Origin of the sequence: Citrobacter sp. Cy070 (assembly GCF_030332245.1) — a bacterium.
GTDB classification, from domain to species: Bacteria; Pseudomonadota; Gammaproteobacteria; order Enterobacterales; family Enterobacteriaceae; genus Citrobacter; species Citrobacter youngae.
Map to the genome: position 1 here is coordinate 1 of NZ_JAOWIG010000047.1, position 19,847 is coordinate 19,847.

A 19,847-nucleotide genomic window follows, 5' to 3' on the forward strand; every position below is an offset into this window, starting at 1 on the left:
CAGCTGATAGAAACAGAAGCCACTGGAGCACCTCAAAAACACCATCATACACTAAATCAGTAAGTTGGCAGCATCACCAACGACTTGGGCTTTCTGATGATATAATTAATAACAGTGAAATTATCTTGCACGATTATGTATTAAACATTAATGAATGGCTAAGCGTCACGGAGGATAAATTTAAGTTAATTATTGTAGGGGAGAAATCAACGGATATTAAAGACAAGCTCATCGGAACGGGTGATGGTTTGTGTGCTTTTCTTTTTGCTCCGGCTGTTTTAGTTAACCAAAATAATTTTTCCGAGAAGGCAAGGTTGTACAGGTCTATTTCTACAAATGAAGGCCGTCTGATCAAAGATCTTAACGATTTGATTTTTTATCAGGCCAGAGCCGGGATGGTCGACAATTTCTTGATAGGAAAACATAGTGATAAAAAAAATGTAGCTAAGGCAGCTGTTCTTCTTAATGAACACAATAACAATCTTGAACAATATTATGCTGAGTTATATATTGGAATTCAGGGAGAGTTTGATATCTGGATGATGTTGATGTTTTCTTTATTAAATGGAAAAAGTGAGAGTGCTATTGATTTAATATTCTCAGAGTCGAATGACAAAATTATATTATCGAGGGTTAAAAAAATTAGAAATCAGGAATAGAGATATGCAAAAGTCCAGTTTGCTGCGGTTATTTGGTTTGGTATGTATTTTGGTTGTTGTTGGTTTAACATGTTACGTCGTACTTTTTTACTACGGAGAGTATTTGGGAGTGAGTACCCAAACAACAAGGATAATAGTTGTTGTAACAGTTTTATTAGCACTGTGTTATATTTTTAAAATATGGCAAATGAATGCTTTGAAATCAATGCTAATGTCGTATACCCCATTAATTAAATATAAATCCATTTTTTATTTTTTTTTACCATGGAAGTCAGCTTTTAAGTCAAATGTAGGAACTAATACGGCAGCTACATTGGACAATAATATATTCATTAATTTCAGCTCTACACTTAAAGATAATTACGGTCGCCGCTGGCGAGCCAAAACGCGTATCCTGCTGGTGATGGGGGATGTCATTCAGGTTGAGCAACTGGTGCCAAAACTCACCTCTCTGCGCTGGGTTGAAGGGGATGGCGTGGTGTTAATCTGGGGGGGCGGGCTAACTGGTGTCCCAGATGCCACGCTGTTCGAGGTGATACGCAAGCTGCATCGGCGCCCGCTGGATGGGATTGTATGGGTAACGCCCACTTTTCAGCACCAGGATTCATTGGTTCAATCGGCACCTGTTGTCTCTTTAACCGCAGAACAAATAGATAATGCTGCCCGCCATCTTCAGGCTGTATTTACCACGCTTCGCTGGCGAGTGCCGTTATACCTCTGGTCGCTGCATGGCGCTCAATCCGTTCTGAATGCCGCGATGGCCCAGTCTGCGACGTGTTTTTTCCCTGCAGGATGTACAACGGCGTTATGCCGTTCGCAGCTGGCCGCTCTGGTAATGCAGTTGGCGGAACAGGGTTCGCAGCAGGTTACGCGCAATATCCACGATAACTTCTTACTGAAAATGGCGAATGCGTTCACGCAAAACGCAGAAGCCATCAGCGACGCGTTATCTGCTTTTTTCAGCCTGCATCGGCCTCTGCCGCTGGCGGCGGTAGTCTTGAGCCAGCATGTGGAAAGTACTTCACCGCGTGTGGCGCATGCCTGGGCATGTGATGAGCGCTGGCGCGCGCTGCTTGATTCGCTCCCTGCGTTACCTGCTGAACTTAGGGCACAGCGCACAGGCCGTTCAGGGATGCGTGTGCTGGCAGTCGGTACCGCTGGTTTGATGCTGCTATGGGGCGCGGGAATGGTGATATCTTTTCTGGCGAATCGCAATCTGATCGGCGAAAGCCTGGACCAGGCGATGCTGGCAGGTGGTGCGGATGAACCGCTCACCGAGCGTCTTACGGCGCTATCCGCGCTTCAGCAAACCCCAGGCATGCTTCGCTGGCGTCAACTGAATGGGGCGCCGTGGTACTACCGCTTCGGCTTAAGCCAAAATGATGCTCTGTTGGATGCGCTATGGCCACGTTATACGCGTATCGCTATTCCGCTCCTGCGTGATGAAGCCGCGCAACATCTCACTCAGGAATTAACGGCGTTAACCCGACTGGCTCCAGACAGTCCGCAGTTTTCCGCCCAGGCAAAGATCGCCTACAACCAGCTGAAAATGTATCTGATGCTCTCCCGGCCTGAGCAGATGGAGGCATCATTTTTTAGTCAGGCACTGATGCAAGACTGGCCGGAGAGAGCGGGTATTTCGCGCGCATCATGGCAGGGCGTTGGGCCAGGACTCTGGCAGTTCTGGGGCGAAAACCTTCAGGCACATCCTGAATGGAAAATAACAGCGGATAAAAATCTTATTAGCCAGGTGCGAACGCTGTTAATTCGTCAGATGGGGATCCGCAATGGCGAAGCCGCTCTGTATCAGAAAATCATTGAACAGGTAACGCCGCATTACACCGAACTTCGTCTGGAAGACATGACCGGCGATACCCGGGCAGACCACGTATTTTATACCCGGAATTCAGTTGCTGGCGTGTATACCCGCAAAGCCTGGGAAGAGGAGGTTTTGCCCGCCATAGAGAAAATCGTAAACAACCGCCGGGAAGAAATGGATCAGGTACTGGGGGATGATACGCATTCTGCAAGCGACCCTCTCTCTCCACAGGCCTTAAAGGCGCGTCTTAGCGAGCGTTACTTCACGGATTTTGCCGACACCTGGCTGGATTTTCTCAACAGTATTCGCTGGCAGCGCACCCAAACGCTAAGTGATGCTATCGATCAACTCACGTTGATTGCAGATATCCGTCAGTCTCCTCTGGTTGCGCTAATGAATACGCTCGCCGTTCAGGGACGCACAGGGTTAACCGGTGAATCGCTGTCGGACTCACTGGTGAAGTCGGCAAAGGATCTGTTTAACACTAAAGAAAATCAGACTATTGACCAGCATGCGCGAGAAGAAGGCCCTATGGCGGGTACCTTCTCGCCAATCCTGGCATTGATGGATGAACAATCGGCTGGCCAGGATATCAGCCACCTTAGTCTGCAAACCTACCTGACCCGGGTAACGCAGGTCAGGCTGAAACTCCAGCAGATTACTAACGCTGCCGATCCGCAGGGAATGAGTCAGGCCCTGGCGCAAACGGTGTTTCAGGGTAAAACCGTCGATCTCACTACCACGCGTGACTATGGCAATCTGGTAGCGGCCAGTCTGGGGCAAGCATGGAGTGGATTTGGTCAAAGTATGTTTGTTCAGCCGCTGGAGCAGTCATGGCAGCAGGTGTTGCAACCAACCGCGGCGGGCCTGAATGCGCAATGGAAGGCGCTGATTGTGAATGACTGGAACAGCGCATTCGGCGGACGTTATCCGTTTCGCGATGTCGGTAGCGAGGCTTCTCTGCCGCTGCTGGCGCAATATCTGCGAAGCGATAATGGCCGGATCCCGCATTTTCTCGAAAGTCATTTAAGCGGCGTATTGCATAAACAGGGAAGTCACTGGGTTGCTGACACGGTGAATGCGCAGGGGCTGGAGTTTAATCCGGCGTTCCTCGAGGCGATGGACCAGCTCAGTCAGATTGCGGATGTCGCATTTATTCGTGGAGAAGCCGGGATGCGTTTTGAACTGCGTCCTGGAACGGCGCGGGATGTGATGCAAACCGATCTCGTGCTGGATGGGCAGAAACTCACCTACGTTAATCAGATGCCAGCGTGGAAAAACGTTGTCTGGCCAGCCGATACGCCAGCGTCAGGGGCAACCCTAAGCTGGGTGAGTACAAATACGGGAACCCGAATCTACTCAGATAACCCCGGTACCTGGGGGTGGATAAGACTGCTTGAGAAAGCGGAGGTAACCGACAACGCTGGCGTGAGCAGCGGTTTTAACCTGCGCTGGACTGCTCAGGATGGATTGCCGCTGAACTACACCCTGCGAACGGAAGCGGGTGAAGGCCCGCTCGCATTACTCAAACTCCGCGACTTTGAACTACCAGAAGCAATTTTTGTTGTCAGCCAGTCCCCCTCTGAGGAAGAAGAATGAGCGCTTTGAAACGTCTACTGGCTGCCAGCACAGCTTCGCCAGATGAACAACAGCAGCTAATGGAACAGGCGCAAACGCAAATTGCGCTGTGGCAAAACTGGTTATTGCCCGTTTCCGCAACCAACCCGGGCGGGGAAGATCCCGGCTATGACGATGATTTTCAGCGCATGCGAGAGGAGGTGAATAAACTTTCAGGCGCACAAACGGATCTCATCGTTGAGCTTGCGGAAAAACTGCTGATCCACACCTGTAAGGATGTCCGTGTTGTCACCTACTACACTTGGGCGCGTTTGCATCAGGATGGTGAGTCCGGCCTGGCCGATGGTCTGATTTTGTTGGCTGGCCTGATGCAGCAGTATGGCAATTCTCTCCATCCCTTAAGAGCCAACAGCCATAAGGCCGCGCTGGAATGGCTGGCCGGCGGGCGGATGCTGGATAGTCTGACACGTTTCCCCGAAGTTTCACGACCTGACGCGCAGCGGATCGCCGGTGCGCTGATGCTGCTGGAACAGCAGTTTGTTCAGCAAGAAGAGAGCATTCGTCCAGAGCTTGGGGCGCTGTATAGCGCGCTGGAGAATCGTCTGGCACAGTCTGGCGGCGCTCAGGCGCTGGTTCCGCAAAATGTCAGTCCGCAAACCGGTCGGCATAGCGCAGAAACTCCCGTCCTCAAAAGTATTGCCTCTGGCCGGGAGCTGCTGGAGCAGGCACGGGTGCTGGCGAAATACCTGAGCGATCAGCCGGACGGCTGGCTGGCGGCGCATCATTTGATGAAAAGCGTGCGGCTCGATACGGTTAGCCAGCTTCCACCGCCAGATGGCGCCGGGCGTACACGGCTGGTGCCACCTAAGAGTGATTACCGCGCCCAGCTCAAGCGTCTGTATTTGCAGCAAAGCTGGACCGAACTGATTGAGCTAACTGACAGCTTATTTGTTGAGGGAGTGAATCATTTCTGGCTGGACGTGCAGTGGTACCTTCATCAGGCATTAACCAGGGCGGGATCGCCATGGGATAAACATGCCGCCATTATCATCAGCGATCTGAAAATGCTGCTGCATCGGATGCCGGGTCTGGAAATGCTGGCATTTAATGACGGAACGCCCTTTGCCGATGACGTCACGCGTGAATGGATAGCCCGTGACGTGCTGCAGGAAAGCGACTGGCAGACGGATAAAATTGCGGCGGCTACCGTCGGGGAGGATGACGATATCCTGCTGCTTGAAAGCGAGGCCCTGACGCTGGCGGATAGCGAAGGCATTGAAGCAGCGCTCGCCTGGCTTCAGGCTCGACCTGGCATTATTTCACGTCGACAGCGTTGGGTACGCCAGCTGTTGATGGCCCGTCTGACGGAACAGTGTGGGCGCAACGATCTCGCGCTGCATTTGCTTGGCGAGTTGAATACGACTGCGCACTCTCTCACTCTCAAACAGTGGGAGCCTGAACTGCTGTTTGAAGTCAAAGCGCGACGACTGAAGCTTCTGCGTTTAAAAGCCAATCGCAGTGAAAGCGACAAAGCGCGTCTGGCGCCAGAGATGGAGTCACTGTTGTCTGGGCTGGTCGCCATTGATCCCGCCAGAGCCGCCGTTTTATGCGGCTAAAGAAAAAACAAAATAAGCGAACTGTAAAATGGAAGATTTAACTCTGCGTTATTATGACGCGGAAATGCGCTATTTAAGGGAAGCGGCAAAAGAGTTTGCGCAGGCGCATCCGGATCGTGCCGCCATGTTGGATCTGGATAAAGCCGGTATCCCCGATCCCTATGTGGAGCGGCTGTTCGAAGGTTTTGCATTTTCGATGGGGCGATTGCGCGCCAAAATAGACGATCATCTTCCTGAATTTACCGAAGGCTTGATGAGTCTGCTATGGCCACATTATTTACGCACTATTCCCTCCTTAAGCATTGTCGAACTTTTACCGGATACTGATGTGCTGAAAATGAGCGAACGGATTAATGCGGGGTTTGGCGTATTGTCCCAGCCCGTCGGTCCTAAAAAAACGGTATGTCAGTATCGTACTACCCAGCCCGTCACGCTCAGCCCACTGTCTGTTACGGCGGTGAATATCGATGCCGAACCTGACGGACGCTCGGTCATCCGTATGCGAATAAAGTGCAATCCACAGATGGACTGGTCGCAAACCGATCTGACGCGTCTCAGCCTTTACCTGAGCGGTGACGCGCCGGTGACCCACGCGCTGCACCTTGCTTTGACAAAGCGTCTGGCCTCTCTTTATTTGAGACTCCCCAACAGCGTAGAGCGTATTCACCTGGAGGGGTACTTTTCCCCGGGCGGATTTGCCAGTGAAGACAGTTTATGGCCAAAAGGTGATGCGGCGTTTGGCGGCTGGCAATTATTGCTTGAGTATTTTACGTTCCGCGAAAAATTTATGTTTGTCCATCTTAACGGTCTGGAAAAGGTAACGTTTCCTGCCGGTATAGATTGTTTTGAAATAGAAGCTGTACTGACTCAACAGTGGAGTTCTGAGCTTCCTTTGGGGAGTGAAAATATCCGTCTGCACTGCGTTCCGGTTATTAATCTCTTCACTCTGGAAGCCGATCCGCTGGTGGTTAATGGACTGGAAAGCGAATATTTGCTGCGTCCGCGCAGATTGCAGGATGGTCACACGGAAATTTATTCGGTGGATGCGGTTTCTGGTTCGCAGCGGGCGCGTAATGCCGTTTATGCCCCATTCACCAGCTTTCGCCACAAGGGAGGCATGATGCGTCGTAATGCGCCCGAACGTTACTACCATACACGCGTCAGGCGCGGCGTATCCGGATTGTATGACACCTGGCTGATCCTCGGCGGTGACGCCTGGGAGCGGGATCGTCTTGCTGAGTATGAAACCGTGTCATTGAAAGTGACCGGAACAAACGGTCAGCTACCCAGGCGAGCTTTGCAGAGTTCATTGCTTAATCGTTGCGAGCAGATCCTCCAGACGCCGCTTGCCGTGCGCAATCTGTGTAAACCGACGCTACCGGCTTATCCTCCCGCCGAGGATCGTTTTCACTGGCGCGTCTTAAGCCACCTCGGGTCCAGCTTTCTGAATATGATGGCCAGCGCTGAAGTGCTCAAAGGAACGTTGTCTCTCTATAACTGGCAGGATGATGAGCTTAATTATCGTCGTCTGGATGCGATCATGGATGTTCAACAACATGAAATACAGCGCTTTGAAAAAGGATTTCTACTCCGTGGTGTGGACATCGAAATAACGCTTGATGAGAACGGATTTACCGGTGAGGGCGATATTCATCTGTTTGGAGAAATGCTTAACCGCTTTTTTGCATTATATGCGGATATTCATTTGTTTAATCAGCTTACTTTAATCATACAGCCGGCAGGGAAAAGCTTGCGATGGAAAGAGAATCACAATCAGCGGCTACCCGGCTGCTAAATAGCCTTGGCGAAAACCTGCCACGTACCAATTTTTATCGTTTCTGCCAGTTGTTGGAACAGGGGAACCCGCAAGCGCCAGCTCCAGGAAGCCAGCAAAGTCCGCGCTTCGATGCCATTCGTTTTCGCCCTCATCCGGGGATGGGGTTCCCAGCGGGTGAGCTAAAAAGTGCAGAATATGATCTGCAGCATCCCACACTGCCGCCAACGGTTCGTGTCACTTTTATGGGGTTGTATGGCGTGGAGTCGCCGCTACCGACAACCTATCAGGATGATATCGCCCAGCGTCAGGAAGGTTCGGACGTTGCCGCTGAGTTTCTGGATATTTTTAATCACCGCTTAATTACGCAGTTTTATCGAATCTGGCGTAAATACAGTTATCCAGCGACCTTTCGTCCCGGCGGTACAGATGAAACATCGCAATATTTACTGGGACTAACAGGGTTGGGGATTCCAGGATGCGCCACGCAAACGCAAGCCCCGCTATCGCGTTTTTTGGCGCTGTTAGGAATAATGAGAATGCCAACACGTACGGCGGAAGGAATATCCGCGCTGGTTTCTTTATTATCGCCAATAACAAATATCACCGTGACCCCTCATGATAAACGCTTCGTCCTGCTGGATAAGGCGTTAAAAATGAGTGCGCGTCAACCCGTTAGCCTCCATTCTCGCCCGGTGATTGGGCATAGCGCCGTAGATATTAACAGTCAGGTGCTTATTACGCTAACCACGGATGTTCCTGATGAGGTTCGCGACTGGTTGCCCGGCGGTCAGCTTTACCATGATTTCCTCGCTCTCCTGCACGTTTATTTAGGTGCCAGAGTGAATGCGAGGTTGCAATTACGCATTCCTCGCTCGGCGCTTCCGGATGCTCAACTTACCAGTAATAAAAGCGAACGCGCAGTACAGCTCGGTCGCACGGCCGTTATGCGTGTGGATAACCAGAAAGCTATGAACCAACTTATCACCATTAAACTTGGGCTCTGGCAGAGCCTTAGCCAACACGATCAGCGGAGGGAAGCCGATGAGACTGGCGATTATCGCTATTAATTTTGTTGTAATAACCGGTATGACCAGCCTGGTCACTGGGTGTGGGCTGACACAAAAAGTATCTGAAGGCACGGTGTCATTAACGAAGTCAATTTTTTATAAGGAAATTAAAACGCTGCATTTGGATCTTTGCGCCAGAGAAGCCGCTAATAAAAATGCGCAGGGCATAGCGCTTTCAACGGTCGTACGTATTTACCAACTCAACGATCGTAAAGCATTTGACTCAGCGAATTATCAGTCTTTATTTGCGCAAGACAGCGTGGTAGTAAAAGCGGATTTACTGGCTCAGAAAGACGTTTGGGTTCGTCCTGGTGAAAGCGTAGCTGTCGATATTCCACTCGAAATGGAAGCGCAATATGTTGGCGTTGCGGGAATGTTCATTTCTCCCGATCAGTCTGAGGATTCATGGCGTGTAGTATTGGGGCGTGAAGATCTAGATTCTGATAAAGCGCGCGTGATTGAATTAAATTCTCAGGCTCTGGTTCTTCTGATGCAGGAGGACGAGTCATGATTAAACGACCTTCTCTTTATGACATGTTGTTGGGTAATTTTTCCGGTGGTTTTCCTTTGCACGCAGTCAGCGAAAACACGCAGGTCATCTTGTCCGTTCTCGATAATATGCAGCGTATTTTGAATACGCGTGCCGGTAGCCTTAAACATTTACCCGACTACGGTCTGCCGGATATGACCAAAATCCTCCAGGGTATGCCGGGAACGGCACATCAGCTTATCAGCACACTTTCTCTGGTTTTATTGAAGTATGAACCGCGACTGAAAGGAATTCAGGTAACAATGCAGGAGCAGGAAACGCTAGGGCATTTACGCTACTCCATCGATGTCGAACTGCAGGACCTTGGCATTGTTCGTTATGGCACTGATTTTACCCCCGAGGGGCGGGTGCTCATCCGCCACCTGAAAAAGCAGGGTTGGCTTGAGACAGGAGCGTACTGATATGGAAAAGAATCGCATCAGCACCGGTGGTGATCCGCGTGCTTTCACGGAGTTCGGGCAGCTACGCGATGAAATCAGCAAGCTGACTCATCCCGCGCGCCCGGACGTTGACTGGCAAAAGGTTGAACAGTTAAGCCTGATTTTGTTTCGCCACAACGGCGTCGAATTGCAAACCCTGGCCTGGTATACCGTCAGCAGAATGCGTAATGCCGGGCTGCTGGGACTTGCCGAAGGCGCCGAGCTTCTGGAGGCATTACTGACGCATCACTGGAGTGCCATATGGCCGCAGCAAACCCATGCTCGCGTTGAAATTCTGACATGGCTGTCAGCCCGTTTACAGCAAGAATTGCGTACGCTAACGCTGTCATATGCTGATTTATCCGTGGTGTATCGGGTTGAACAGCGTTTAAAACATGCCTGCGAAGTGCTGCAACGACTTGAGTTGAAAGCGCTGAGTAAACTGGAGGCTGTTGTTACCTGGATGCACAATGCCGCTTTACGCCTGGAGAAGTCAGAAGCGGATTCGGGCTCAGCCGTTGTGACGATACCGGCTTCAGGTGCGACCATTAACGTTGAAACGTCTTTGCCACAGTTGGTCTTTGTGGTTAATGAACCCGTTTCACCAGCGCAATCGAGCGCAACGGTTTTTGCTACTCAAACCGAACATGGAGTCCGACGGATGTGGTTAGGGTTTGCTATTGGTGTCATGGTGACAGCGTTCGTAACTACAGGTGCTTTTCTTGGTATCACTCATCTGCGCGCCGACGGATATGAACTGGTGAAGCCATTGCCGCAGATGCTGTCGCCAGAGCAATTGTCCACGTTGAGGCAATCTTCAGATTTGAAGGAGCAGAAGCAGGACATAATTGCCGCAACGCAAGGGCAATTGGACGTTTTACATGACCTGTCACCTCTATGGTCGAGGGAGTATGCCGCATCATTAGCGCAGCAGTTAGTCACCCTATGGCCGGAGGAATCGCAGACTACGACATTCGTTAGTGGGTTACAGAAAGCGTTAACCACGGAAGCGTTGCCGGAAAGCGCTCTGCAAAACTGGCATGATGCCCAGCAGGGGCTGGAAGCGTTAACCGCCAGGCTAAATACGCTTGATGAACGCAAAGGTAAATATCTGACGGGGTCGGAGCTGAAATCAGCCATTTTCACTATCCGCCGCCAGCTTGACCAAACGCCGCCGACAGAAGAGTTATTGCGTCAAATCGATGAGGAATTAAGCCTGCAGGGGAGGGTATCACCCGCGTTGTATCAGCAGCTTGATATGCGGCTTAATCAGCTTCTTAATCGTTATGTGCTGTTGAAACAAAGTTCGGTGAAGAGAGAATAGTGACTATTCGCCAAAAGCAAAAAACCCGCCATAGGCGGGTTCTTCCAAATAGTGGTGCCGGACTCGGAATCGATTCTTGTTGTTATCTTTTTGATATATAAGGTTTATTTTTAATGTGGTGATTTTTGTGCCCTCGTTTGTACCCTCGGTCCGTTTGCATTGTTTCTGGTGACTCGAATTTGGGTTCAGGTACGAGGTGGTAGGGTTGCAGGAAAATAGCGGGCAACTATTCCGTTCATCTTATCAATCAAATCAGAGCGTTTAAAGATGATATGCCCAGTCCCTTTCTGGAAGTAACGTATCTCAACATACTCGTCTTCGAAAACGGAAGCGTGCTGTTTGCGGATATGAGCATCCAGCCTGACGGAAAGATCGTTGCGATTTTCCGGAACAGGTTTACCATCCAGCAAATTCAGCATACGATCTAAATCCGCTAACTGCTCACGTCTGCGCCCATGACGGAAGTGAAATCCCCAACGGTCATATTGTACCAGACCATCAACGATGATCTTCTTCCCGAACTTGCAGGGGCTGTTGCTCTTGTAATCCCAGCTTAGTCCTTTAAACACGTTAATGATCCCCCGCTCGAACACCTCCGCTTTACTCTGATGTAGCTGCTCAAAGGTGCTGAGAATATTCTCTTCGCTGACAGCGGGAATATCGTCCTTTTCCAGGCTGTTGTACCACTCGTCGCGTGCCTGTGCGTCCATGAGCGCCAGCATTCCTGACTTATTCATCAGGTCTTTCCAGATGCTGCGATCGATATTTTGGGTGATGGCTTTTATCGCTGTTTCTGTTTTATCCATCAACCAGCAGTCGTAACGGTATTGCCGTACTCCCCATTCATTTGCTTTACCACCGCCGATGTTGCTGGTCAGTGTCGAGATATCGTCGAGTTGCTGTATCAGCGTTTCAATTTGCGCCAGCGCCGCGTTGCGTCCGGTGACGATACGTTCAATGCTGGTCGAGCAAATTACATCGGTATTGTCGGTTAACACTTCGGATTCGGTGAGAGTAAGTTCTGACATAGTTTATGTCCTTTACATAAAGCGAAACGCCAGTCGGTGAGGGCTGGCGTTTATGCGTGTGGTGAATACAGGGCTGTGATTATTCTGAGCGGATGTGTTGCAGAGACTGAGCATGTCGGAAGGAGAGACTACCAGTTGAAGGTGCTAAAACCCGGCAACAGGTCACCCGCTGCATCCAGATGTAGCATATCGATCCCGTAACGTCGTATCAGTGTGGTCACTAACCGACGGCAGCCCTTTGAAAGCCCCAATCTCTTTAGTTCCAGCACTGGGTATAAGCGAGCGTTAAGTCTGAGCAGGTAACCGTAGCCGGTGTACAGTATCCAGTCACTGTTGCCGCCGTCGTGGCGTTGAAGAGTGACCTGGTCGAGAATAGCGTTATCCTCACACGTGATATGAGCGGTACTGCACTGGATCCCATCCAGACGGGTGGTACGTGGTAGCTGATCTTCAACAACCAACTTCCCGGGGGTATCAGCAACACGAAGCGAATACCCGTTATTACTGACCACATCAATCAGCGCAGCCAGCTCAATACCATCGATATCGACGGCGATCCGGCCCCCATTAAGGGCCAGTACATTAACGGTATCTGCTTCCACCGTCAGGGACAGCTTCATTGCTGCCCCCTGGATGACTGCCCACTGATGGCGCAAGTCACCTCCTTATAGCCGGTACGTTGCATCAGGCCGGTGGCCTTTCTGGACCGGAGTATGTCAATAGCGCTGATGAACGGAGACTGATGCTGAATGGAGAAACCGGGGCGGTCAATACGAACCAGTTCAGATTTTTCAACGAGAAAATTGAGTGCATCTGCCAGTGAAATCCCGGCGTTAATATGCTGCTGAATCATATTACTATCACCAAACTGTGTGTCGTTAAGCGAAAGACCGTAATGCCTTTCCAGCAGATAAGTAAGAAGTTGCTGCCAGATTTCTACCGGCGACGGGTGTGACGATACCTTCCTCGTCGGGAGGGTGGGTAAGGTTTGCATAATGTTGATCTCTGTTAAATAAATAAGATGTTGATGGTCGGGGGGATTACGGTGAAGGGGGATGGTGAATTACGGTGTTTTTCAGGTAATCCACTTACTGTCTGATGGCGTCAGGTGCGGCCTCCAGTGTGAACAAGTGAATGCCCTGTTCTGCGTCGTGATGGCTGGCTGCATGGCATAGGCCGCTCTGGCCTCTTCTGTCGTCACAGAGTCATCCACATTGTGTACATCGTCTTCGTACCAGACTGAACACAATAGGAAGTCGTCATTTTGATGTTGTTGCAGCAATTCAATGACCTCACTGATTTTACAGGCGTGCGGCATGGCTATTCTCCTGCGGGTTGTGCCACAGGTGGCGTCGGATAAATCGCAAGATAAACGTACCCGCAGGAGCCGAGGGTGTCTGCCTCGCAGGTCAGTCCTTTTGCGTAGAGCGTGACGCCGTGCTGATGTCGGGGAGTGAGTTCACCGCTGGTGAGCATTAACTCAAGTTGTTTCAACAGCAGTGGAAATGCCTGGTCCAGATGGCGCAGGTCTGATTCGCTGAAGGTGCCGGTGATGCTGGCGCGATCAGCCAGGTAATGCAGCCGGTTGCCCTCCTGTACCAGTCGTGCGCCAAAACACGGGACAGCTGCAGGCTTAAGTCCCCACCAGGGGGTGGCAATATCGTGGTTTGCTACATTTGTTGAGCTTTGCATTTAAGTAATCCTTAACTATGTGTTAATTCAGGGTAACGCTGCGCAGGGCAACATACGGGCCGTTGCGGTCCTGGCGGCGTTCAGCGAATACGGCGAGCACACCGCTGATATCCTGCACCTCCCGTCCGGCATAGTGGCAGATGCTGCCGGACCACTGGTATTTCCCTGTACAGAAGCGGAACAGCCGGGACTGCGGATGCTGGCGGTATAACGCCATCGCCTGGCGTTTGCTGATAATCTTCATCGTTGTTTTTCTCCTTAAAGCCAGCCTCGTTCGGCAAAAGACACTATATCCATCCCGCCGACCACCAGATGGTCCAGCAGGCGAATATCAACCAGCTCCAGCGCCTGTTTCAGGCGTTCTGTAATTAACCTGTCGGCCTGGCTGGGTTCTGCCTCCCCCGACGGATGGTTATGAGCCAGAACCGCTGCAGCGGCATTATTTTTCAGTCCGGATTTAACGACCTCACGCGGATGGACGGTGATGCTGTTAATCGTCCCGAGGAACAATGTGTCGTGGGCTATCAGACGGTGCTGATTGTCGAGCCACAGAACGGTGAAGGCTTCGCGGTCAAGCGTGGCAAGCTGCAGGCGTAGCAAGTCGCGTACTGAGTTGCTGGATGTAAATGCTGCACCTGGCTCGCGTAGCTGGCATTCCAGCAGAGTCAGTGCTGTCCGGATGGTCTGCTGGTCAGTGGGGGCTAATTTACAAGCAAATAACGGTAACTGTTGTTCCATAGCGGCTGGCCTCAATCGATGATGTGCATGATGGCGTTGCATTCCGCGTGGTTAAGCGCGTAGTCCCGCAGGCGATAGTAGTGCTCCGTCATGGCGTCGCATTCGGTGCGCATAGCGTGATGGCTGTAAGTCATCAGACAGACGGCAACTCCGGCAGCTTCGGCACTGAGTTCGCCGCCGTTGCCGTTCATGCTGTTAAATAGCGACCACTTCTCATCGGTATCTTCTTTTGTTTCCGGGGCCATAAACGCACCGCCGTTACTCAGTGTGTAAAAATTCCAGATTCCCCCGCTGTAGTCTGCGCAGAAGCGGTCCATCCATGCGAAGACTGTCGGTTCGAGGATTATCCACTGCGGGATGCTGCCGAAGTACCCTGGCCAGAAGCTGATGCGCCGCTCGTCCTGTACGAGTGTGGCAGTCAGCGCTGGCGAAGAAGTGGCAGGTTGTGGCGGTAACGGGAGGGTATCGTTAAGGTTAATAATGTCGGTCATGCTGGTTTTTCCTTGTTTATTTATCGGGTTGGGGATGCAGCTTAAGCCTCCCGGAGGGGCACTGGTCGTCACGCCGTGATGAGGATGGCTATGCGCAGTCCAGCCCGTCACTCCGGCTTAACCTGCACAGGCTGAGTTCACCGGGTCGGTAAAGAAGGTGCGAGCACCAGGCACACAGGTCGTCATCGGAGATGGAGCGGCTGCAGGGATTGTTTTCCAGAGCGGTCGGATAAAGGGTGGCCTGGTGGGCGTTATCAGGCAGCGGTGGCATCAGCTCAGCGCCTGCTGCAGTTCTTCTGCCATTACCCAGAGCGCCCGGTTGAGCTTAACGTCGCCGTCTATGCCTCTGACCGCGCGGGTATGGCTGCGTTTGCCTTTGGCAGTACGTCCTGGCAGACCCCCTTTCAACAGGTTCTCCTGGCAACGATTGAACACTGACCACAGGTCGTCCTGACGGTCTTCATAGCGTCGGGGCGTCAGTATCTGTGATGCCGTTACCGGCTGATGCTCTTCGCCAAAGCGGTACGTCAGCGCGGCTGTTGCGAAGGCCTGCTGTGCCGGCGGAGAAAGTACCAGCGACTGCATGACATCCCGTTTTTCTTCAACCCGGTCAAATATCCCCAGCACCTCATAAGCCCCTTCAATGACTTTCTCCACCACATTGCCCTTATGCGGCACGCGCACCTCACCAAAGGTTTCGCCACAGACAAGCCCGTTCTGGCAGACAAAGCGAAACAACCCCGGCAGCATCTGGTAGGAGCTGGAGCCGTCGTGACTGTTAAGCAGGATGATTTCGGGGACCTGTTTGCCGGTGATTTGCCCCTCACGCCGCAGGCGCAGCATGTGCTTTGTGTGGTCGCGTTTATTAAGGTCGCGCACGCGTGTCTGGCAGGCAAAGAACGGCTGGAAGCCTTCCCGCTGTAGGTTATCCAGCAGGGTGATGGTCGGGATGTACGTGTAACGCTCGCTGCGGGATTCATGTTTTTCTTCGCTGAAGACGCTGGGCACGTAGTGCGCCAGTTCATCGCGGGTTAACGGGCGGTCGCGGCGCACGAGGCTGGCAGCGCCAAAACGGCTGGCTATTCGCATAGTGGAAACTCCTTAATGGAACGGTATAAAAGGCAAAAGGCCATGCTCCGAAGAGACATGGCCTGATACAGGGGAGGGCGGATGTGATAAAGAACGGCGATGGACGCCAGTTGCAGTTAGTTACCGCCAGAGGGTGAAGAAACAGAGATACCATGGCTGGCAATATAGCGATTGAGCATCACGCCAGCATTGGGAGCAAAATTCCAGTCCCGCCAGATAAGTGTGTTGTCGATGTCACGGATGACCAGGCGGAAATGGGAGCCCTGGTCGTCTTCAATGGCAATATTGATATAAACAGCGGCGACAGCTTCAGCCTGAGTGCGGGTGAATGCTCCTGACGGCAAGGTAGGTGTCTGGTAGTTTTTCATGATTTCCGTTGTCCCGGGTAAGGTGGCAGAAACGTGGTGCAGGCAATACGACCAATCGTGCGGGTGGTGGTGACATCCACCGCACCGCTGACCACACCACCGGCCAGTGGCACCAGACGAATAAACTGACCACTGGTGCGTACACCGGCACGGGCAGCCATCAGCACCAGGGTTTTCTCCACAATCCTCCGTGTGAAGGGCCGGGTCCAGTTCTCCATCGCCTGTAGCGCCACTTCCTGCAACAGCGCTTTGGCAGCGTTACCGCACAGACACAGCCCGGCGAGTGCCCGGATACGTTCGTCAGCCAGACTGCGTTTGCCAAGGCAGGCGATGGCGGCTACCAGTCGGGTCTGGAGAAACAGTACGCTGGTGATGTTCAGCGGCAGCGTGACGGGCATCGCCACCACCCCGACCACACCGGATAAAAAGCCGGTACTGCCCGCCTTGACGCTCTCCCAGCGGATCATCGAGTGGGCGGCTTTTGTCACATCCCCCTTCGCATCGGCGAGATAGCGTTCTGCCAGGGTTTCAGCCGACTCGATCCCGGCAATCCCGCTGACGGCTTTGTCATAGAGCCAGCCCATCATTGCCTGAATACTGCGGGGATTGTGTTCCTCTGCAGGCATCTCATCGTGATACTCAACGTCAATCTCATCGTTATTTTCCATTGGTTCTCCTGCTTAAACAGTGGATAAAAGAAAGGCCAGGGACATCGCTGTGATGAGCCTGGCCGGTGGGGTACTGTCAGTGGCATAAAAAGAACAGGCCACGTTCCCTGGAGAGATGTGGCCTGCTGGTATAAGGTCTTGTCGTGGCGGGGGTATTCCTGTGGTTAATGATTTTTACGGTCAGTTCAGGATGAAGTGTTCACCCATTTTGTCGTTGTCAACGTGACTATCCTGGGGAAGCTGGCGAGTATCGAGCATCAGACGGGTTTTGCATTCATGGGTCGATATCAGGTCTCCGTTTTTGTACACCCGAATACCCTGAAACTCTTCATGACCGGTGTCTTTACTCAGCAGAATATAGTCATAGACACCTTTGTTAAAGCGGATGTAGCTGGCAGACCCCATGCCCAGTGGTGCGTGATAATGGAAGGCCTTCACGCCGAACAGCCCTTCAGTTAACTCCAGCTCGGGTTTATCGTTTTTATCCGTGTAGGTGTAACGATAATCCTGCCCTGCGGCGGCAAAGACTCCCACATTTTTCCCGTTATCCAGGGTGCAGAACGCATTCACCGGGAAATCGGCAGACTGCTGAGTTGTCTGCTTCTCTGGTTCTGTTATTTTTGGGGGTGTTTTCGACACACGATCTTTTGCCGCGAGGCGGCGGGCTTCGTTTGCCGCTTCTGCATCTTTTTGCGCCTGGCTACCTGGCCCATAAAGATTTTTACTGGTTCCGTCTCCATGGAACCCACCTTTTCCGGAACCTTCAGCAACGCCCGCTTTTGGATTGTAACTGGCAGCTATTTCCGGGTCAGCTTCGCGTGAATATGCCTGCCTGGATTGTTTATGCCACTGGCCGTTTTCATCCTGCTTGTAACCCATCCTGGCCATGTCCCGTTTGTATTCTGACTGCGGATCGAAATCAGCCACCTTCTGATTAATCACCGGGCCGCACGCGCTGGCAAAATCAGCGGTACTGAAGGTAAAGGAAGAACCAAACGTGCTCATGCTGACTTTTTTGTTTTCTTTCAATGCATTAATAACTGACTGAATATCACGGGTTGCCACGGTTGTCTGCACTGCCTGGTACCGGGACTGGCTGTTGCACATCACGCTGGATGGATAAGAGGTGTTATTAATCCTGAAATTACTCCCGGCAAGTTCAGTGGTGCCACGACCGCCGCACTGCGGCTTATTCTCATTAATACCAATCGTTGACGGCTTAACCCGTAGCAGAACCTGACCGTCATCGCTGTACGACTGGCAGAAGGTACCATTGACGGTCCAGGCGGCAGAGGCATTAAACGCCGCCATGCTGAGCACAACAGCCAGCAGGGTTTTCTGATTTGGACGGTATTTTTTCATTCAATTTTCTCCTTTTTTATTGCTGAGCGGGAAACGAGTCTGCTTCCCGAATGGTTTTACTTCCTGAAAGTACTCATCACCTCGCTAATCAGCGGGAAACCTTCGTCCTGTCTTCTTCGTTGTTGATAACCCTTCCGGGCCGTGGAAATGCCCCGTCAAAAACCTATGCCCAGGCGCGGGTAATCAACATTATCATGATCGTTTTTATCGATCGATTTGATATAATCGATCTGTATAATCAATTAATAATTTTGTAAAGACAATCATGGGACAGTGATGAGTCTTTGTAATGCACTGTTTTTAAGAAGGTTTATCCGGCTAAGCGTGAAGCTGGCTGAGTAAAAGTCATACAGGGGATGGAATGAAACGATGTGCAAGATGTAACAAAAAAAGGGGCATCATCAGCCGACTGTTTGGGCTTGATAAGGAATACTGCGACGAGTGCTTATTTGATACTGAGCAGGAAATCAGGGAAAAACGCATTCTCCTCGTCAGGCGTCAGAAAGATGACAGCGAAGGGAAAGCGTAGCCCGATATGCAGACTGAAATTGATGTCAGCGTTATTATCCCGGTCTTCAATGCGCAGACCAGCATCGGTCATCTGGTGCATGGACTCCTCAGCGAGCAAACACTCAGCATTGAGGTGATTGTTGTGGATGATGGCTCTACCGACGAAACGTCGACCATACTCAACGCCATCACTGATGAGCGGCTGATCCTTGTTCATCAGGAAAATCAGGGTGTATATGCTGCACGTAACACCGCGCTGTCGGTTCACAGCGGTGAATGGGTGGTTTTTCTGGATGCGGATGACCGGATTGAAGAGGGGTTTCTCCGGGAGCGTCTGAAGAGCGCACGAGCAGCTCAGGCCGATGTTGCCCTTTTCAATGGCTGGCATACCAACAGCAGTTGCCTGCAGCGGCGACCGGTTCATCGTAAACAGCCTTATGGTCACGCGCTCAACGGTCATGCCTGGATACACCACTGTGTGACGCAGAAAGAATGGCCGCACTACCTGTGGCTGCAGATGGTTCGCTCGTCTTATATCAGGAAGAATAATCTGCGCTTTCAGGAGGGGAAAAGCCACAAGGACATTCTCTGGACGATTAACCTCGCCGCTGCAAACGGTCTGTTTTATTTCGCAGACAGGAAGGACTATTTCTACATCACGAACACGGCATCGATTACCCACCGGCAGGACTACTACGATATCCGTGCACACAGCTATATTGACGTTATCAGCGACATTCTCGCGCTCTCATCACTGCCACAGCACCATGCAATCAGAACATCCCTGAGAAAGCATGCGCTGGTTGAGTGCCGTCATTTTCTCGGGCTTTACCGCCGTAAAATTACCAACAGGCAGGCAACCCGATCGCTGTTCAGGGAGCGAATCAGCTTCCGGCAACTGATTGCGGGTGTCAGCAGCCTGAGCGACGTCTTTTTTCTGCTGAAATTCGTTGTGAAAATTTACCGGTGATCCCCGGTATGGAATTTTGACTTACAGTGTGCAACTACAGGCCGGAATAGGGTTGTGTTCGTTGACAGGGCGAGTCATCAACAGTCACGTGTGATATGCATAAATTGATGAACGAAGTAAAC

General features: G+C 51.6%; 20 protein-coding genes and 1 pseudogene. 9 read left to right on the forward strand and 12 right to left on the reverse strand.

Annotated elements, in window-relative coordinates; all coding sequences use genetic code 11:
• From OGY19_RS05435 to OGY19_RS05470, 8 genes and pseudogenes are all read left to right on the forward strand, one after another.
• A pseudogene (locus OGY19_RS05435) lies at positions 1–659 on the forward strand (hypothetical protein); the annotation flags it as partial.
• Positions 660–663: 4 nt separating this feature from the next.
• Positions 664–4,077 (forward strand): ImcF-related family protein, encoded by a 3,414-nt coding sequence (locus tag OGY19_RS05440; RefSeq protein ID WP_502873218.1) that lies wholly within the window; start codon positions 664–666, stop codon positions 4,075–4,077.
• A complete protein-coding gene (gene tssA, locus OGY19_RS05445; protein WP_286596255.1) occupies positions 4,074–5,672 on the forward strand; it encodes a type VI secretion system protein TssA in 1,599 nt (532 codons plus the stop codon). Before OGY19_RS05440 ends, tssA begins: the two co-directional genes overlap by 4 nt.
• Before the next feature lie 28 nt (positions 5,673–5,700).
• Positions 5,701–7,467 (forward strand): type VI secretion system baseplate subunit TssF, encoded by a 1,767-nt coding sequence (gene tssF / locus OGY19_RS05450; RefSeq protein ID WP_286596256.1) that lies wholly within the window; start codon positions 5,701–5,703, stop codon positions 7,465–7,467.
• Positions 7,428–8,516, forward strand: coding sequence for a type VI secretion system baseplate subunit TssG (gene tssG / locus OGY19_RS05455; RefSeq protein WP_286596257.1), 1,089 nt, complete (start codon positions 7,428–7,430; stop codon positions 8,514–8,516). The genes tssF and tssG overlap by 40 nt, the downstream gene beginning before the upstream one ends.
• Positions 8,491–9,027, forward strand: coding sequence for a type VI secretion system lipoprotein TssJ (tssJ, locus tag OGY19_RS05460; RefSeq protein ID WP_286596258.1), 537 nt, complete (start codon positions 8,491–8,493; stop codon positions 9,025–9,027). The genes tssG and tssJ overlap by 26 nt, the downstream gene beginning before the upstream one ends.
• Positions 9,024–9,467, forward strand: coding sequence for a type VI secretion system baseplate subunit TssE (gene tssE / locus OGY19_RS05465; RefSeq protein WP_286596259.1), 444 nt, complete (start codon positions 9,024–9,026; stop codon positions 9,465–9,467). The genes tssJ and tssE overlap by 4 nt, the downstream gene beginning before the upstream one ends.
• Before the next feature lies 1 nt (position 9,468).
• Positions 9,469–10,809, forward strand: a complete 1,341-nt coding sequence (locus tag OGY19_RS05470; protein WP_286596260.1) for a VasL domain-containing protein — start codon at positions 9,469–9,471, stop codon at positions 10,807–10,809.
• A gap of 185 nt (positions 10,810–10,994) precedes the next feature.
• Here OGY19_RS05470 and OGY19_RS05475 read toward each other — a convergent pair whose 3' ends face one another.
• From OGY19_RS05475 to OGY19_RS05530, 12 genes are all read right to left on the reverse strand, one after another.
• Positions 10,995–11,837, reverse strand: a complete 843-nt coding sequence (locus OGY19_RS05475; RefSeq protein ID WP_047039987.1) for a DUF4942 domain-containing protein — start codon at positions 11,835–11,837, stop codon at positions 10,995–10,997.
• A 128-nt stretch (positions 11,838–11,965) separates the two neighbouring features.
• The gene (locus OGY19_RS05480) at positions 11,966–12,457 is read right to left on the reverse strand and encodes a DUF5983 family protein (protein ID WP_055321444.1); all 492 of its coding nucleotides are present in this window, start codon (positions 12,455–12,457) and stop codon (positions 11,966–11,968) included.
• Positions 12,454–12,831: a TA system toxin CbtA family protein gene (locus OGY19_RS05485; RefSeq protein WP_055321443.1), complete on the reverse strand. Its 378-nt coding sequence runs from the start codon at positions 12,829–12,831 to the stop codon at positions 12,454–12,456. The genes OGY19_RS05480 and OGY19_RS05485 overlap by 4 nt, the downstream gene beginning before the upstream one ends.
• Before the next feature lie 81 nt (positions 12,832–12,912).
• Positions 12,913–13,155, reverse strand: coding sequence for a hypothetical protein (locus OGY19_RS05490; RefSeq protein ID WP_055321442.1), 243 nt, complete (start codon positions 13,153–13,155; stop codon positions 12,913–12,915).
• Positions 13,156–13,157: 2 nt separating this feature from the next.
• Complete coding sequence (locus tag OGY19_RS05495; protein WP_055321441.1) at positions 13,158–13,529, reverse strand: type IV toxin-antitoxin system YeeU family antitoxin; 372 nt, start codon at positions 13,527–13,529, stop codon at positions 13,158–13,160.
• A gap of 22 nt (positions 13,530–13,551) precedes the next feature.
• Complete coding sequence (locus OGY19_RS05500) at positions 13,552–13,773, reverse strand: DUF987 domain-containing protein (RefSeq protein ID WP_055321440.1); 222 nt, start codon at positions 13,771–13,773, stop codon at positions 13,552–13,554.
• 14 nt (positions 13,774–13,787) lie between these two features.
• Positions 13,788–14,267: a RadC family protein gene (radC, locus tag OGY19_RS05505; protein WP_055321439.1), complete on the reverse strand. Its 480-nt coding sequence runs from the start codon at positions 14,265–14,267 to the stop codon at positions 13,788–13,790.
• Between the two features lie 11 nt (positions 14,268–14,278).
• Positions 14,279–14,758, reverse strand: a complete 480-nt coding sequence (locus tag OGY19_RS05510; protein ID WP_055321438.1) for an antirestriction protein — start codon at positions 14,756–14,758, stop codon at positions 14,279–14,281.
• A 270-nt stretch (positions 14,759–15,028) separates the two neighbouring features.
• Entirely contained in the window at positions 15,029–15,847 is an 819-nt protein-coding gene (locus tag OGY19_RS05515) for a DUF932 domain-containing protein (RefSeq protein ID WP_055321437.1), read from the reverse strand.
• A gap of 116 nt (positions 15,848–15,963) precedes the next feature.
• Positions 15,964–16,215 carry a DUF905 domain-containing protein gene (locus OGY19_RS05520; protein ID WP_047058416.1) on the reverse strand — a complete coding sequence of 84 codons (252 nt, stop codon included), beginning with the start codon at positions 16,213–16,215 and terminating at the stop codon, positions 15,964–15,966.
• Positions 16,212–16,883 carry an EcsC family protein gene (locus OGY19_RS05525; protein WP_055321436.1) on the reverse strand — a complete coding sequence of 224 codons (672 nt, stop codon included), beginning with the start codon at positions 16,881–16,883 and terminating at the stop codon, positions 16,212–16,214. Before OGY19_RS05525 ends, OGY19_RS05520 begins: the two co-directional genes overlap by 4 nt.
• Before the next feature lie 180 nt (positions 16,884–17,063).
• Positions 17,064–18,245, reverse strand: coding sequence for a hypothetical protein (locus OGY19_RS05530; protein WP_286596261.1), 1,182 nt, complete (start codon positions 18,243–18,245; stop codon positions 17,064–17,066).
• 535 nt (positions 18,246–18,780) lie between these two features.
• Here OGY19_RS05530 and OGY19_RS05535 point away from each other — a divergent pair.
• Positions 18,781–19,725, forward strand: a complete 945-nt coding sequence (locus OGY19_RS05535) for a glycosyltransferase (protein ID WP_055321435.1) — start codon at positions 18,781–18,783, stop codon at positions 19,723–19,725.
• Positions 19,726–19,847 lie beyond the last annotated feature (122 nt).

Bases quoted from the DNA above. Each gene is read 5' to 3' on its own strand.
- OGY19_RS05440 (WP_502873218.1), top strand. From the start codon at position 664: ATGCAAAAGTCCAGTTTGCTGCGGTTATTTGGTTTGGTATGTATTTTG.
- tssA (WP_286596255.1), top strand. From the start codon at position 4,074: ATGAGCGCTTTGAAACGTCTACTGGCTGCCAGCACAGCTTCGCCAGAT.
- tssF (WP_286596256.1), top strand. From the start codon at position 5,701: ATGGAAGATTTAACTCTGCGTTATTATGACGCGGAAATGCGCTATTTA.
- tssG (WP_286596257.1), top strand. From the start codon at position 7,428: ATGGAAAGAGAATCACAATCAGCGGCTACCCGGCTGCTAAATAGCCTT.
- tssJ (WP_286596258.1), top strand. From the start codon at position 8,491: ATGAGACTGGCGATTATCGCTATTAATTTTGTTGTAATAACCGGTATG.
- tssE (WP_286596259.1), top strand. From the start codon at position 9,024: ATGATTAAACGACCTTCTCTTTATGACATGTTGTTGGGTAATTTTTCC.
- OGY19_RS05470 (WP_286596260.1), top strand. From the start codon at position 9,469: ATGGAAAAGAATCGCATCAGCACCGGTGGTGATCCGCGTGCTTTCACG.
- OGY19_RS05475 (WP_047039987.1), bottom strand. From the start codon at position 11,837: ATGTCAGAACTTACTCTCACCGAATCCGAAGTGTTAACCGACAATACC.
- OGY19_RS05480 (WP_055321444.1), bottom strand. From the start codon at position 12,457: ATGAAGCTGTCCCTGACGGTGGAAGCAGATACCGTTAATGTACTGGCC.
- OGY19_RS05485 (WP_055321443.1), bottom strand. From the start codon at position 12,831: ATGCAAACCTTACCCACCCTCCCGACGAGGAAGGTATCGTCACACCCG.
- OGY19_RS05490 (WP_055321442.1), bottom strand. From the start codon at position 13,155: ATGCCGCACGCCTGTAAAATCAGTGAGGTCATTGAATTGCTGCAACAA.
- OGY19_RS05495 (WP_055321441.1), bottom strand. From the start codon at position 13,529: ATGCAAAGCTCAACAAATGTAGCAAACCACGATATTGCCACCCCCTGG.
- OGY19_RS05500 (WP_055321440.1), bottom strand. From the start codon at position 13,773: ATGAAGATTATCAGCAAACGCCAGGCGATGGCGTTATACCGCCAGCAT.
- radC (WP_055321439.1), bottom strand. From the start codon at position 14,267: ATGGAACAACAGTTACCGTTATTTGCTTGTAAATTAGCCCCCACTGAC.
- OGY19_RS05510 (WP_055321438.1), bottom strand. From the start codon at position 14,758: ATGACCGACATTATTAACCTTAACGATACCCTCCCGTTACCGCCACAA.
- OGY19_RS05515 (WP_055321437.1), bottom strand. From the start codon at position 15,847: ATGCGAATAGCCAGCCGTTTTGGCGCTGCCAGCCTCGTGCGCCGCGAC.
- OGY19_RS05520 (WP_047058416.1), bottom strand. From the start codon at position 16,215: ATGAAAAACTACCAGACACCTACCTTGCCGTCAGGAGCATTCACCCGC.
- OGY19_RS05525 (WP_055321436.1), bottom strand. From the start codon at position 16,883: ATGGAAAATAACGATGAGATTGACGTTGAGTATCACGATGAGATGCCT.
- OGY19_RS05530 (WP_286596261.1), bottom strand. From the start codon at position 18,245: ATGAAAAAATACCGTCCAAATCAGAAAACCCTGCTGGCTGTTGTGCTC.
- OGY19_RS05535 (WP_055321435.1), top strand. From the start codon at position 18,781: ATGCAGACTGAAATTGATGTCAGCGTTATTATCCCGGTCTTCAATGCG.